Below are 13676 nucleotides of genomic sequence, written 5' to 3'. Positions count from 1 at the left end.
TCGGGGGCCGCGGTTGCCGTATGGGTGCACGAGGAATGCGTGAATGATCGCGAAATCACAAGTGCCAGTTTGGGGTCGGTGGTGATTCGGGGTGGCCGGGCATTGCGACAGCTTTCCCTCAGATAGCGACACGTCAAATCGGTGCGCGCTGCGTGTACAGGACACCCACCACAGACACGCGCCGGGTGACGCGACTGCGGTAGAAGGGTGACCGACGAAAGGATTGCAGTGGACTTGATTGAGGGAAAGTTCTTTGCTGACGGGAAATTCCGCGACGCCGACGACGTTCAGCCGGTGCTGGAAGCTGCGACGGAATCAGTCCTGGGACTGGGAGCCAGCGCGACTCGCGGCAACGTCGACGACGCCGTGGACGCGGCCCGACGTGCGCTGCCCGATTGGCGCTCGACTCCGCCCACCGACCGTGCCAAAGCTCTCTACAGGCTGGCCGACGCGCTCGAAGAGCAAGCGGCCCATACGAGTGAGGTGTGCACTCGAGAGACGGGCGCACCCATCGCGTACTCCCGTCAGGCGAACGGGTTCCTGCCGACGGTGATTTTCCGCTACTACGCCGGACTGATAGACACCCTCGACATCGAGGAATTCAGGCCAAGTCCGGTCGGGCACACCCTGGTGCGGCGCGAGCCGATCGGCGTGGTGGCCGCCATCGTCCCATGGAATGTGCCCCAACTCCTGGCAACGATGAAGCTGGCCCCGGCCCTGGCCGCCGGTTGCACCGTGGTCTTCAAACCGGCCCCCGAGACGGCGCTGGATGCGCTGGCGATCGCACGGGCAGCCGAAGTGGCGGGGTTACCGCCCGGAGTTCTCAACGTGGTTCCCGGCGGACGTGAGGTCGGTGCGTACCTGGTAGCCCACCGCGACGTTGACAAGGTGGCGTTCACCGGATCGACGGACACCGGACGGCTGATCGGGCAGACCTGCGGACAACTCGTCCGGCCGACAACCATGGAACTGGGCGGGAAATCTGCCGCCATCATCCTCGACGACGCCGAATTGGAACCCACCATCCGAGGCTTGCGGACGGTGTCCTTCGGAAACAACGGCCAGTTGTGTTATGCCAGCACACGCATTCTCGCGCCGCGCAGTCGCTACGGCGAGTTCGTCGACGCGTTGGCCACGATGGCCGACGATCTGGTCGTCGGGAACCCGCTCGACGAGAGCGTCGAGATCGGACCGCTGGTCAGTTCCCGTCAGCGGCACCGGGTTTTGAACTACATCGAGATCGGCAAGGCCGAGGGCGCCCAAATCGTCGCGGGCGGCGGTGTGCCGGCTGGTTGCCGCCGCGGCTGGTATGTGGCGCCGACGGTGTTTGCCGCCGTGCACAATTCGGCGCGAATAGCCCGTGACGAGATCTTCGGGCCGGTGTTGTCGGTCATACCTTACGACTCAGACCGCGACGCGATCGACATCGCCAACGACTCCGAATTCGGTCTCGCGGGCAGCGTGTGGTCCTCCGACGAGGTGCGGGCGACGTTGGTGGCCGGTGCCGTCCAGACGGGAACCATCGGCATCAACATGTATCAGCCCGACCTGGGTTCCCCATTCGGCGGCATCAAGGCCAGCGGCTTCGGCCGTGAACTCGGGCCCGAGGGTTTGGCCGCCTACCAGACGACCAAGTCCATCTTCAATGCGGCCGGCGCCGCTGCAGCACAGTGAACGCGCCAGCTAACTACGTCCTGGTGCCGGGCAGTTGGCATGGGGGGGGTCCTGGCAGCCGGTGGCCAAACGGCTTCGCGCGCAGGGGCATCGGGCGGTCACTCTGACGCTTCCCGGCCTCAACGACGGGGATGATCCCTCGACGCGCCGGCTCGGCGATGCGGTCGATCACATCGTCCGCGAAGTCCGGCGTCTGCCGTCCGACAATGTGGTCCTTGTCGCCCATAGCTGGGGTGGCTATCCCGCCACCGGGGCGGTGCCGCTACTCGCCGGCCGAGTCCGCAAAATCGTGTACCTCAATGCGCAGATACCGATCCGGGGCAGAAGCCTGGTGGACGACGACCCACCGGAACTGCGCATGCACAATTTGCGGTTGATCGCCGAATCGCCGACGGGCTCCATCCCGGCCACCCTCGAAGACGTGCAACGGGCGTTCATGCAAGGCGTTGCGCCCGAACTGCAGCGCCTGGTGGCCGACCTGCTCACGCCGCAACCCGGTCACTACTTCACCGACGCCCTCGACATCGATGCGGCAACCCTGGGCATTCCCGTCGCCTATCTCGCCAGCGAGTGCGATCGGGCGTTGCAGTGGCCGGCGGCTGAGTTCGCGGCCCGGCTCAACGTGCCACCGATCCCGGTGCCGGGCACCCACAACGCCATGCTGACCCATCCGGACGCGATCGCCGAAGCGATCCTGGCGGCCTGAAAAGCGGTGCGTGAAAGACTATCCCACGGCCGACAGGACCGTGTCAGGGCCATCCGCAGGCGGCCACAACGGTTGCGGCACCTCGACACCGAACGGTGCATCCCAGTGGTTCCGGGACGAAACCTCCTGTACCGGAAGCCGGTTGGCTGCAACACCCCACCGTCCCCGCGGGTAGCCCAGGGCCAGCATGGCCGACATCTTCCAGCCCTCGGCGACCGGCACGCCCAGCAACTCGTTGACCTGGTCCTCGCAATTGCGCAGCACCATGGTCATGACGCCGCCGACTCCCTCGGCGCGCGCGGCGAGCAGCGCGCTCCAGATCGCCGGATAGATGTTGGCGCCACCGAGATCGTCGATCGCGAAGACAAAGAGCAACAACGGAATCTCTTCGAAGTGGTCGGCGAGGTAGTTCCCCGAACCCTTGATCCGGCGCATATTTTCGGCGTGCGCGGCTGCGTCCACGCCGGGGGCCGCCACTGCCATTGGTCCCGTCCCGCTGCTGAACTTCTCATATTCCAGCGCGCGGGCCTGCCGGAACAATTGAGCGAACTCACCTTTCAGTTTCGGGTCATCCACCGCCACGAAGTGCCAGCGTTGGGTGTTACCGCCGTTCGGCGCGCGAACGGCCGCATCGAGGATCCGCGCCTGGGTGTCCAACGGGATCGGGTCCGGACGCAACCGGCGCATCATTCTGGTCGTGTACAGCGCCTCGTAGACATCCATCGGTCACTCCTTCCCCTACTCGGGCCAGCTGTTGTTGCGGATGATGTCGACGAAGTTCGCCCGCTTGAAGTTCGGGTCGAAGTGCGCGAGCACGTCGTCGTTCATGGTGCCGAACGTGCTGTCCGGGCGGTGCTTCATGCCCTGGTTGAACGCCGCGATGATGCGATTCTTGAAGTCCGGTCGCGGGTGGGCCGTTGTCACCGCGTCCAGCGCCTCGGGTACCAGGTCCTCGCGGCCCATGCCCAGCACGTCGGTCTCGACACCGGCCGTCACCAAAGCGATTTCGGGGTCCAAGAATTCCGGCACCCCCGGTGTCGTGTGCAATGCGATGCCCAGCCACACTTTCTCCGCGTCGGACGGGTCGTAACCACGCTCCAGCAGGAAGTCGCGCGCGGCATTGGCGCCGTCGACCTCGAAGCGCAACATCGACGTCCGGTAGCGCGGCGTGAGGCCGATGTCGTGAAACATGGCGCCGACGTAAAGCAACTCCAGGTTGGGCTGCAGACCCAGCCGACGGCCGTGCAGCGCGCCGAACAGAAACACCCGCCGGGAGTGGTCGAAGAGCAGATCGTCTTCGACGTCACGGATGTATTCGGTTACTTCGCGGACCAGTGGTGTGTCGGGGATGATGATGCCGGCTACGGCTTCGATCGAGTGAGTGGTCATGGGTTCCTCCTCGGTTGGTGTGCTCAGTGTGAGCGGATGCACCCGCATCCGACCGCGGCGTTTCTGCCGTGATTCCCACAAAAAGCGACAGCAGCCAGCAAAATGGACGGGTGCGTCCTGCAACTCACAGCAGTGGAGGTCACCGGGAGGTGGTGATCGTCGTCTTCGACGACGTAACGATGCTGGACGTCGCGGGTGCGGGCGAAGTCTTCGCCGAGGCCAACCGCTTCGGCGCCGACTACCGGCTCAAGGTCGCATCGGTCGACGGCAGCGACGTCATCACCTCGATCGGCACCCGGCTGGGCGTCACCGACGCCATCTCCGCGATCGAGTCGGCCGACACCGTCTTGGTTGCCGGCAGCGACCACCTGCCCCGGCGGCCGATCGACCCCGCCCTCGTGGAGGCGGTCAGATCGGTTGCGGGCCGCACCAAGCGACTGGCCTCGATCTGCACCGGCTCGTTCATCCTGGCGCAGGCCGGCCTGCTCAACGGCCGACGCGCGACCACGCATTGGCACGATGTCCGGTTGTTCGCTCGGGCCTTCCCGCAGATCAGCGTCGAGCCGGACGCGATCTTCGTCCGCGACGGCGACATCTTCACCTCAGCCGGAATCTCGGCCGGCATCGACCTGGCCCTGGCCTTGGTCGAAGCGGATCACGGCACCGACCTGGTTCGCGCCGTGGCCCGCTGGCTGGTCGTCTACCTCAAACGGGCCGGCGGCCAGTCGCAATTCTCGGTGCTCGTCGAGGCCGACCCACCGCCGGAGTCTCCGCTGCGCAAGGTCACCGATGCGATCTCGGCCGACCCGGCGGCCAACCACAGCGTGAATTCGCTCGCGGCGCGGGCTTCGTTGAGTACCCGGCAGCTGACCCGGCTCTTCCAGTCCGAGCTCGGGACAACCCCCGCCCGCTATGTGGAGTTGGTGCGCGTCGATGCCGCGCGCGCCGCGCTCGACGCCGGGCGGACGGTGGCCGACACCGCACGCCTGTCCGGGTTCGGCAGCGCAGAAAGCCTGCGGCGGGTGTTCGTCGACCACCTCGGCGTCTCTCCGAAGGCCTACCGGGAGAGATTCCGCACCGCATCACGTGGTTGATTGCTGAGAGGATGCAGCAATGGGGCCGGCCAAATCCACACGCCGCTACTCATCGACCCTGAGGGCAAAAGCCGCGCTGGACACGCGCCAAACCATCCTGGAAACCGCAATGCGCCTGTTCCTCGAACGCGGCTACGGCAGGGTGACCGTCAATGACATCGCGACCGAAGCCTGTTTGGCGGTACCCACGGTGTATGCCAGTACCGGCGGCAAGGCGGCGATCCTGGCGACACTCATCGAGGAGGCGATGCAAGACCCCATTGTTGGAGAGACGCTCACAGCGGTCCGCCACAGCAAGTCCGGCGACGAGGTGCTGCGTGTCACCGCGCACGGCGTGCGCACCGACAACGAGCGCTACCACGACATCATCGCGGTGATGAAACATGCTGCGGCAGTTGACGAGAACGCCACCGCGATCCTGCAGCGGTCCGACGCCGGCTATCGGCAGGCGCTGGCCAAGACCGCGCGGCGGCTACGCACCCTGCAAGCGTTGCCGGCCGGTATGACACAGGCCATGGCAACCGACATCCTGTGGTTCTGTTTCGGCCGGGAAGCCTGGCACATCTTGGTGACGGAGTGCGGATGGTCGTGGGACCGGGCCGAGCGGTGGTTGCTGTCGCAAGCCAGCGCGGGCCTGTTGGCCTAGCTGGTGAAGGCCGGGAGATCGATGCCGACGGCGGCGTTCTCCTCGGGGGTACCCAGGACGTAGCCATATTCGATGGATGTGCGGACGAACCGGGCAACCTCCTCGGGCGTGCGTGGCTGCAGTGGATTCGTTGCGGGGCGCCCAATTTCGCGAAAGAACCGGCCCAGTTTGGGTGTGGTGACGACGAGGTCGACGGCCGGCTCGTCACCGACGTTGCGGTGAGCGTGCATGACGTTGCCCGGGATGCGCACGTAATCGCCCGCAACCGCGTCGCGCCAGACCAGATTGTCCCCGTCGGAAACCAGCACCTGATGCCGTCCGGAGAGGATGAAGAAACCCTCGGCGTCGGGATGCCGGTGTAGCGCGACGACGCCGCCCGGCGGCAGCACCGCGCGCAACACGCAAAATTCGGCCGACCAACTGACGAATTCGACTGTGCCGCCGAAGACATCGAGGGTTGGCCCCGTAGGCGTCTGCGCCAGTTGCGACAGGACGGCGCTAGAGTTTGAATCAGATAAGGACATACTATTGATTATAGGGCTACTATCCCCAATACTCTGTGCCTGGCCCGGGGGGTGATGACCTTATAACCCGTGCTCTGCTTTCAGAAAGTCGGCCGCTCGCTCTCCGATCACGACGCACGGCGCCATCGTGTTGCCCGTCGTGATGCGGGGCATGATCGATGCGTCAGCGATCCGAAGTCCCTCGACGCCATAAACTTTCAGGCTTCCGTCCACAACCGACATGCTGTCTCGCCCCATTTTCGTTGTGCCACAGGGGTGGAAATGACTTTCTGCGGCATTACGGACGAAATCAATCATTTCGCTGCGCGTGAGAGCACCGGGCATCACTTCACCGTTGCTGAAAGGCTGCAGCGACGCCGCATTGCCGATGTCCCGGCATAGGTCAATGCCGGCGAGAGCGGTATTCATGTCGTCAGGGTCCGCCAGCATGTTTGCTTCGATCACCGCCCGATCACTCGGATTCGGACCGGAAAGTCGGACCTGGCCACGACTCTTGGGCTGCAGTACCCCGGCGCACATCGTCCACGCGTGCTCCGGTACGCGGTAGCGTATTGCGCTTTCCCGGCTGCAGAGCGGTACTTCTACCAGGCTGATCTGTAGGTCCGGCGCTGCCAGCTTTGGATCGCTCATCCAGAAGATCGTTGCCTCGGCCCCGTTGTTGCGTGGCTCAATGACCCGTCGCCACTCCCACATGCAGTCGATGCGCGGATGGTTCTGATAGTTATGACCGACTCCGGGCAGATGCGTCACTACGGGAATGCCGAAAGGCCGCAGGTCGTCCGCATCACCGATGCCTGACCGCATCAGTATCTGCGGGGTGTGCACCGCGCCCAACGAGACGATCACCTCGTAATTGGCCGCAACGAGGTGGGGCTTGCCGTCGTACAAAAATTGCACTGCCACAACACGGTTCCTGTCGAAGACCAGGCGCGTCACGGTAGCGGCAGTGAGAACCGTCAGGTTCGGGCAATGTAGGAGGGGCTGGACGTATGAACGGAACACCGACTGTCGGGACCCGTCTCGCAATGTCAAATCGGCGATCGCTGCGCCGCCGTCACCCTCCATAATCGAGCCGTTACTACTGCGACAGCTAGGGATCCCGACCGACCTCGCTGCATCAACGACGGCAGGCGCCAACGGGTTCGGATCGGATGCAGGAGCGATGAACATGGGACCGCCCGATCCGCGGTATTCGGGGTCGTCCGGCCCGTGCCAATCTTCTATTCGCCGGTAGACGTCTAGGACCGATCGATAAGCCCACGCGTCGTCACCGGACTCCGCAGCAAAGTAGTCCCAATCGCTGGAATGTCCCTGCGCCCAAACCATCACATTGATACTTGACCCTCCCCCCAGCACCTTACCCATGGAGAGCAGGGTCGATCTGCCGTTGAGGTCGACACTCGGTTGCGAGACGTAACCCCAGTCGCGCTCGCTGCCAAGGTTGACTGCCCATTGGGCGGGATCGCGAACGGCGGTTACATCGTCGCTACCGCCCGCTTCCAGCAATAACACCGTGACGTCCGGGTTTTCGGCTAGGCGGCCCGCGACCGCGGAGCCGGACGATCCGGACCCACAGACCACGAAGTCATAACGTGCAGCGACGCCAGAAGGGAGCATTCATCTTCTCCGCGGGTTGATGTGATGACGACATGAGTGTGCGGTGTCGCGGGGCTGTCCCGGCCGCGCAATTTGCGTCCTCCGTCCAACAAAGTGCGACATGTAGCGCGTGAACCCGAAGTGGTTGACGCGCACCATGGTCCGGTGGCCGTCGGGCCGTCGGGCCGTCGAAGACGCAACGCCTCGCGTGGTGGTGATCGTCGTCTCGAGCGGGTGAACTTGCTGGATGCGGCCAGACCCGCCGAGGTGTTCACCGAAGCCAACCGGTCCGCTACGTCGAATTAATTCGAGTCGACATGGTGCGAGGCGCCCTCGATGCAGGCCGCAGCGTGGCTGAAGTTACACGCTTTGCGGGCTTCGGCACGCCCGAAACGTTGCGGACACGCGCGCTCGCCGCCGAAGGTGCCCGAGACCTACCTGGCGTTGTTGAACTTGGTGATGGCTTCGTCAAGCCGCTGCAGCGCCGACCCGTAACCGGCGAAGTCGCCCTTCTTCTGCGCGTCCCGTGCTGCGCCAATCGCAGCCTGAATCTCTTGCAGCGCAGCGGCTTTGGCGGGTGAGAGGGTTTGCGCACCGTCCGGTGGCGGCGGTACGGCCGCGGTTGGGGGTGGTGTCCCGGGCCCAGCCGCCGGGGGTGCCGGCAGGTTCGCCGGCGGACTCGCCGGGGCACCGGCCTCGGTCGGCTGGATTCCGGTGGCTGCCGCACCCGCGCCGGGACCGAACAATGCGGTCAGCGCGTCGCCCACAGTGGGGCCGTAGCCGACCTTGTCGTTGTACATCATCGCCACCCGGATCAGGCGTGGATACGACGATGCCGCATCACTGGCACCCGGCGAGGCGTAGACCGGTTCGACGTAAAGCAGCCCGCCCTGGCCCACCGGGAGGGTGAGCAGGTTGCCCCAGCGGATCCGGTTCTGGTTGTCACGACCGATCACACCGAGGTCCTGGGACACCGCCGGATCGGTGGTGATCGCATTGTTGGCCAACTTGGGACCGTTGACCTGGCCGGGGATTGTCAGCACCGTGATCTTGCCGTAGGTGGACGGATCGGAACTGGCCGTGATGTAGGCGGCCAGATAGTCGCGCTTGAACCTGTTCATCGCGCTGGTCAACTGATACGACGCCGAATTATCATTTTTCGCAATGTTTTTCGCGACGATGTAGTACGGCGGCTGATAGCTGCTGGCGGTCGGATTCGGGTCCAGCGGCACGTCCCAGAAGTCCGACGTGGAGAAGAACGTCACCGGATCGTTGACGTGATACTTGGCCAGCAGCATGCGCTGCACCTTGAACAGGTCTTCGGGATAGCGCAGGTGTTCGGCCAACTCGGGCGAGATGTCGCTCTTGGGCTTCACGGTTCCGGGGAAGACCCGCATCCACGCTTTGAGCACCGGGTCGTTCTCGTCCTGCTCGTAGAGCGAGACGGTGCCGTCGTACGCATCTACCGTCGCCTTCACCGAATTGCGGATGTAGGAAACCTTCTTGTCGGGAGCCAGCCGGTTGAACGCCACTTCGGTGGAGTCCGCGGTCGCCGATGACAGGGAGGTCAGTTCGGAGTACGGGTAGTTGTCCAGCGTGGTGTAGCCGTCGATGATCCAGACCAGTCGCTTGTTGACGACCGCCGGGTAGACGGAGCTGTCGGTGGTCAGCCAGGGCGCCACCGCCTCCACCCGCTGGGCCGGGTCGCGGTTGAACAGGATCCGGCTGTTGTTGCCGATCACGTTGGAGAACAAGAAGTTTCGCTCGGCGAACTTCGCTGCGAACACAGTGCGGGACAGCCAGCTGCCGATCGGAACGCCACCGGAGCCGGTGTAGGTGTAATTCTTGGTTTCCGTGCTGGTCTCATAGTCGTATTCGCGGTCGGCCCCGGTCTTCCCCACGATCGCGTAGTCGGCCGACGTGTTGGAGATGACCGGTCCGAAGTAGATCCGCGGCTGGTCCAGCGGCGCTGGACCGTCGGAGATCACGTTGCCGTTGGCGCCGACGACGTTGACCAGGAACTCCGGGTAGCCGCCATTCTGGTTCGGGTCGTTGGCGACCCCGCGCACGGTGTTGGCCGGCGAGGCGATGAACCCATTGCCGTGGGTGTAGACGGTATGCCGGTTGATCCAGTCGCGCTGATTTTCGATCAGCCGGTCGGGGTTGAGTTCCCTTGCGGCCACGACATAGTCGCGCAGGTTGCCGTTGCGGTCGAGGTAGCGGTCGATGGACAGCTGGTCGGGGAAGTTGTAGAAGTTCTTGCCCTGCTGGAATTGGGTGAAGGCGGGGCTGACGATGGTCGGATCGAGCAACCTGATGTTGGACGTGGTCGCGCGGTCGGCGGCGACCTGCTGCGCCGTGGCTTGCCCGTCGCCGGTGTAGTTACGGTAGGTCACCACGTCGGGCGTCAGACCGTACGCTTGCCGGGTCGCGGTGATACTTCGGCTGATGTATTCGCTTTCCTTCTGCGCCGCATTGGGTTTGACGCTGATCTGCTCGACGATCAGCGGCCAGCCGGCGCCCACGATCAGCGATGAGAGCAGCAGCAACACCAGCCCGATCGCCGGAATGCGCAGGTCCCGCAGCGTGATGGCGGAGAACACCGCCGCCGCGCAGATCAGCGCGATCGCCATCAGGATCAGTTTCGCGGGCAGCACGGCATTGATGTCGGTGTAGCCGGCACCGGTGAACGGCTTGCCACCGCGGGTGTGCGACAGCAGTTCGTACCGATCCAGCCAGTAGGCAACGGCTTTGAGCAGCACCAGCACACCGACCAGGCTGATCAGTTGGATCCTGGCCGACCGACTCAGCGCACCGGCGCGCCCGGACAGCCGGATCCCGCCGAACAGGTAGTGCGCCACCAGACTCGCGACGAGAGCCAGGAACACCGAGACAAACAGGTAGCTGAGCACCAGCCGGTAGAACGGCAACTCGAAGGCGTAGAACCCGAGATCCTTGCCGAACTGCGGATCCCTGATCCCGAAGTCCCCGCCGTGCAGGAACAACTGGATCCGCACCCAGTAGCTCTGCGCCACCACCCCGGCCAGCAGGCCGATCGCGGCGGGCACACCGATGCCCACTAACCGCAGACGCTGCAGCACAACCGCGCGATACCGCGCCACTGGGTCGTTGTCGTTGCTCGGGACGAACACCGGGCGAGTCCGGTAGGCCAGCGCCAAAGCGCCGAACACGATGCCGCCGACCAGCAGGCCCGCCACCAGAAACACCACGATGCGGGTGACCAGCACGGTGCTGAACACCGAGCGATAACCCAATTCACCGAACCACAACCAGTCCACGTAAGCGTCGATAAGACGCGGGCCGGCCAGCAGCAACACGATCGCACCCAGTGCGATCAGGATCAGGATCCGGCTGCGCCGGGTCAGCTTCGGCATCCTGGCGGCCGGCCGCATTCCCACTGGTTACGCTCCCTGCTCTGTTTCCCCGACGGTCACAACTCTACGCACCGGGCGGCCGGGGCCGGATGGCCCGATCAGCAACCCGGCTAGCAACTCGGGGTGGGCCCGCCAGACGTCATCGCGTGTAAAGCGTCCACGGCCGAACCCAGCGTCTCGACCTTCACCAGCTTCAACCCGGCCGGAATCTGCGAAACCGCCTCGTAGCAGTTCTTCGCGGGCACCAGGAACACCGTGGCGCCGGCCGCCCGGGCCGCGGCCATCTTGTGGGTGATGCCACCGATGGGCCCCACCTTGCCGTCGACGCTGATCGTCCCGGTGCCCGCGACGAACGTGGAACCGGCCAGGTCGCCGGTGGTGAGCTTGTCCACCACCGCCAGGCTGAACATCAGCCCGGCGGACGGCCCGCCGATGTTGGCCAGGTTGAAGCTCACCGAGAACGGTGCCCACGGCGCATCCAGCACCGCGACCCCCAAGAACCCGTAGTCGCGATCCTTATTGGTGCCCAGCGTGATCTGCGCGACGCCCGCGGGCTCGTTCTTGCGGCGGTAGTCGATCGTCACCACCTGGCCGGGCTTCGTCTTCTTGAGCAAACCGGTGAATTGCTCCACATTGGCGACCGGGGTGCGGTCGACGGCGTCGATGGCGTCGCCCGGCTTGAGTTTGCCCACCGACGGGCCGCCTTCGCTAACCGAAGCGATGGTGACCGCTTCGGGATACTTCAGGTAGCCGAGCGCTGCGTACTCGGCGCTGTCCTCGGAGTTCTTGAAGTCGGCGTTGTTGGCCTTGTCGACCTCGTCGCGCGACTTGCCCGGCGGGTAGATCAGGTCCCGCGGCACCAGCTGCTCCTGCCCGGAGATCCACAGCGTGAGGGCTTCACCGAGGGTCAGGTCGTCGCGTTGGGACACCGTCGTCATATTCAGGTGGCCCGATGTCGGGTGCGTCTGGGTTCCCTCGATCTGGACGACCTGCTTGCCGTCGACCTCGCCCAGGGTGTCGAACGTCGGACCGGGGCCCAGTGACACGAACGGCACCGTCACCACCGCCAGGAGCACGCCGAACACCACGATGGGGACCAGCGCGACCATCAGGGTCAAAATCCGCCTGTTCACGCCGCTCACCTTAGACGGCGCCGGACAGACCGGTTCAGCTGCGAGCGTGACCGGGGACCGCGCTTTCTGTTTCGGCGGTGGGTACCGTTGAGCCTATGGCTGACCTGCCTTTCGGCTTCTCCGCGGGCGACGACCCCGAGCGCGACAAGCGTGGGAAGGACGATCCCGACTCCGGATCGGGTGCCAACCCGTTCGGTTTCCCCCTGGGCGGCGAGTTCGACATGGCCAACCTCGGCCAGCTGTTCACCCGGCTGGGTGAGATGTTCGGTGGCGTCGGGAGCGCCATGACCTCCGGCAAAGACACGGGCCCGGTCAACTACGACCTGGCCCGTCAGGTCGCGACCAGCTCGATCGGCTTCGTCGCGCCCATCCCGGCGGCCACGAACTCGGCCATCTCCGATGCCGTGCATCTGGCGGAGACCTGGTTGAACGGGGCGACGGCGCTGCCCGCCGGCACCACCAAAGCGGTGGGCTGGAGCCCTTCTGACTGGGTCGACAACACGCTGCAGACCTGGAAGCGGCTGTGCGACCCGATGGCCCAGCAGATTTCGGCGGTGTGGGTGCAGTCGCTGCCGGAGGAAGCCAAGAGCATGGCCGGCCCGCTGCTGCAGATGATGTCGCAGATGGGCGGCGTGGCGTTCGGATCGCAGTTGGGCCAGGCGCTGGGCCGGCTGTCCCGGGAGGTGCTGACGTCGACGGAGGTCGGCCTGCCGCTCGGGCCCAAGGGAGTGGCCGCGATCCTGCCGGATGCGGTGGAGTCTTTTGCCGCGGGCCTCGAGCAGCCGCGCAGCGAGATCATGACGTTCCTGGCCGCGCGCGAAGCCGCGCATCATCGGCTGTTCAGCCATGTTCCGTGGCTGCCGAGCCAGCTTTTGGGAGCGGTCGAGGCGTACGCGATGGGCATCAAGATCGACATGTCGGGCATCGAGGAACTGGCCCGCGACTTCAACCCGGCGTCGCTGGCCGATCCCGCCGCGATGGAGCAACTGCTGAGCCAGGGCGTGTTCGAGCCGAAGGCGACGCCCGCCCAGACTCAGGCGCTCGAACGGCTCGAGACGCTGCTTGCGCTGATCGAGGGCTGGGTGCAGACGGTCGTGACGGACGCGCTGGGTGAGCGGCTTCCGGGTGAAGCGGCGCTGAGCGAAACGCTGCGCCGGCGCCGGGCCAGCGGCGGCCCCGCCGAGCAGACCTTCGCCACTCTGGTCGGGCTGGAGCTGCGGCCGCGCAAACTGCGAGAGGCCGCAGCGCTGTGGGCACGCCTCACCGAGGCCGCCGGAATGGATGCCCGCGACGCGGTCTGGCAGCACCCGGACCTGCTGCCGGGGGCGGACGACCTGGACGACCCGGCAGCGTTCATCGACCGCGTCATCGGCGGCGACACCAGCGGGATCGACGAGGCCCTCTCCGACTTGGAAGCCGAACTGGGGCGCGACACCGACGACCCTGAGCCTGGGGATACGTCGACCTAGGCTGGGCTGACCTAGGCTCCGCCGTTACCGCCTCTGCCGCCCTTGCCGGT

General features: G+C 65.4%; 11 protein-coding genes and 1 pseudogene. 6 read left to right on the top strand and 6 right to left on the bottom strand.

The window, feature by feature from the left end:
• Nucleotides 1–222: 222 nt before the first annotated feature.
• Both A9X01_RS28435 and A9X01_RS28430 read left to right on the top strand, forming a co-directional pair.
• Nucleotides 223–1674, top strand: a complete 1452-nt coding sequence (locus A9X01_RS28435) for an aldehyde dehydrogenase (RefSeq protein ID WP_436405316.1) — start codon at nucleotides 223–225, stop codon at nucleotides 1672–1674.
• A 61-nt stretch (nucleotides 1675–1735) separates the two neighbouring features.
• Nucleotides 1736–2380, top strand: coding sequence for an alpha/beta fold hydrolase (locus A9X01_RS28430; protein ID WP_253849472.1), 645 nt, complete (start codon nucleotides 1736–1738; stop codon nucleotides 2378–2380).
• Nucleotides 2381–2398: 18 nt separating this feature from the next.
• Here the strand turns inward: A9X01_RS28430 and A9X01_RS28425 are convergent, their stop codons facing one another.
• Entirely contained in the window at nucleotides 2399–3103 is a 705-nt protein-coding gene (locus A9X01_RS28425) for a nitroreductase family protein (RefSeq protein WP_065123906.1), read from the bottom strand.
• Nucleotides 3104–3118: 15 nt separating this feature from the next.
• A complete protein-coding gene (locus A9X01_RS28420) occupies nucleotides 3119–3769 on the bottom strand; it encodes an HD domain-containing protein (RefSeq protein WP_065123939.1) in 651 nt (216 codons plus the stop codon).
• A 110-nt stretch (nucleotides 3770–3879) separates the two neighbouring features.
• On the opposite strand from A9X01_RS28420, the gene A9X01_RS28415 reads away from it, so the two are divergent.
• Nucleotides 3880–4863: a GlxA family transcriptional regulator gene (locus A9X01_RS28415; RefSeq protein WP_301336975.1), complete on the top strand. Its 984-nt coding sequence runs from the start codon at nucleotides 3880–3882 to the stop codon at nucleotides 4861–4863.
• A gap of 19 nt (nucleotides 4864–4882) precedes the next feature.
• On the top strand, nucleotides 4883–5509 hold the full coding sequence (locus tag A9X01_RS28410; RefSeq protein ID WP_065123905.1) for a TetR/AcrR family transcriptional regulator: 627 nt from the start codon (nucleotides 4883–4885) through the stop codon (nucleotides 5507–5509).
• Here A9X01_RS28410 and A9X01_RS28405 read toward each other — a convergent pair.
• Together A9X01_RS28405 and A9X01_RS28400 are read right to left on the bottom strand one after the other, a co-directional pair.
• Nucleotides 5506–6033: a cupin domain-containing protein gene (locus A9X01_RS28405; RefSeq protein WP_065123904.1), complete on the bottom strand. Its 528-nt coding sequence runs from the start codon at nucleotides 6031–6033 to the stop codon at nucleotides 5506–5508. The genes A9X01_RS28410 and A9X01_RS28405 overlap by 4 nt on opposite strands.
• A gap of 60 nt (nucleotides 6034–6093) precedes the next feature.
• Nucleotides 6094–7650, bottom strand: a complete 1557-nt coding sequence (locus A9X01_RS28400) for a GMC family oxidoreductase (RefSeq protein ID WP_065123903.1) — start codon at nucleotides 7648–7650, stop codon at nucleotides 6094–6096.
• Between the two features lie 263 nt (nucleotides 7651–7913).
• On the opposite strand from A9X01_RS28400, the pseudogene A9X01_RS31735 reads away from it, so the two are divergent.
• Nucleotides 7914–8051: pseudogene (locus tag A9X01_RS31735) on the top strand (AraC family transcriptional regulator); the annotation flags it as partial.
• Nucleotides 8052–8063: 12 nt separating this feature from the next.
• Here A9X01_RS31735 and A9X01_RS28395 read toward each other — a convergent pair.
• Both A9X01_RS28395 and A9X01_RS28390 read right to left on the bottom strand, forming a co-directional pair.
• Nucleotides 8064–11048: a UPF0182 family protein gene (locus tag A9X01_RS28395; protein ID WP_065123902.1), complete on the bottom strand. Its 2985-nt coding sequence runs from the start codon at nucleotides 11046–11048 to the stop codon at nucleotides 8064–8066.
• 86 nt (nucleotides 11049–11134) lie between these two features.
• Entirely contained in the window at nucleotides 11135–12157 is a 1023-nt protein-coding gene (locus A9X01_RS28390) for a YlbL family protein (protein ID WP_065035339.1), read from the bottom strand.
• 77 nt (nucleotides 12158–12234) lie between these two features.
• Between A9X01_RS28390 and A9X01_RS28385 the strand changes: the two genes are divergently transcribed.
• A complete protein-coding gene (locus A9X01_RS28385; protein ID WP_155772328.1) occupies nucleotides 12235–13626 on the top strand; it encodes a zinc-dependent metalloprotease in 1392 nt (463 codons plus the stop codon).
• The last annotated feature ends 50 nt before the right edge of the window (nucleotides 13627–13676 follow it).

It is taken from the genome of Mycobacterium asiaticum (assembly GCF_001668675.1).
In the GTDB taxonomy this organism is placed as follows: Bacteria; Actinomycetota; Actinomycetes; order Mycobacteriales; family Mycobacteriaceae; genus Mycobacterium; species Mycobacterium asiaticum_D.
The sequence above is the reverse complement of the archived record's forward strand: the minus strand, read 5'-3'. Positions and strand labels throughout refer to the sequence as shown.

Bases quoted from the DNA above. Each gene is read 5' to 3' on its own strand.
- A9X01_RS28410 (WP_065123905.1), top strand. From the start codon at position 4,883: ATGGGGCCGGCCAAATCCACACGCCGCTACTCATCGACCCTGAGGGCA.
- A9X01_RS28425 (WP_065123906.1), bottom strand. From the start codon at position 3,103: ATGGATGTCTACGAGGCGCTGTACACGACCAGAATGATGCGCCGGTTG.
- A9X01_RS28400 (WP_065123903.1), bottom strand. From the start codon at position 7,650: ATGCTCCCTTCTGGCGTCGCTGCACGTTATGACTTCGTGGTCTGTGGG.
- A9X01_RS28405 (WP_065123904.1), bottom strand. From the start codon at position 6,033: ATGTCCTTATCTGATTCAAACTCTAGCGCCGTCCTGTCGCAACTGGCG.
- A9X01_RS28420 (WP_065123939.1), bottom strand. From the start codon at position 3,769: ATGACCACTCACTCGATCGAAGCCGTAGCCGGCATCATCATCCCCGAC.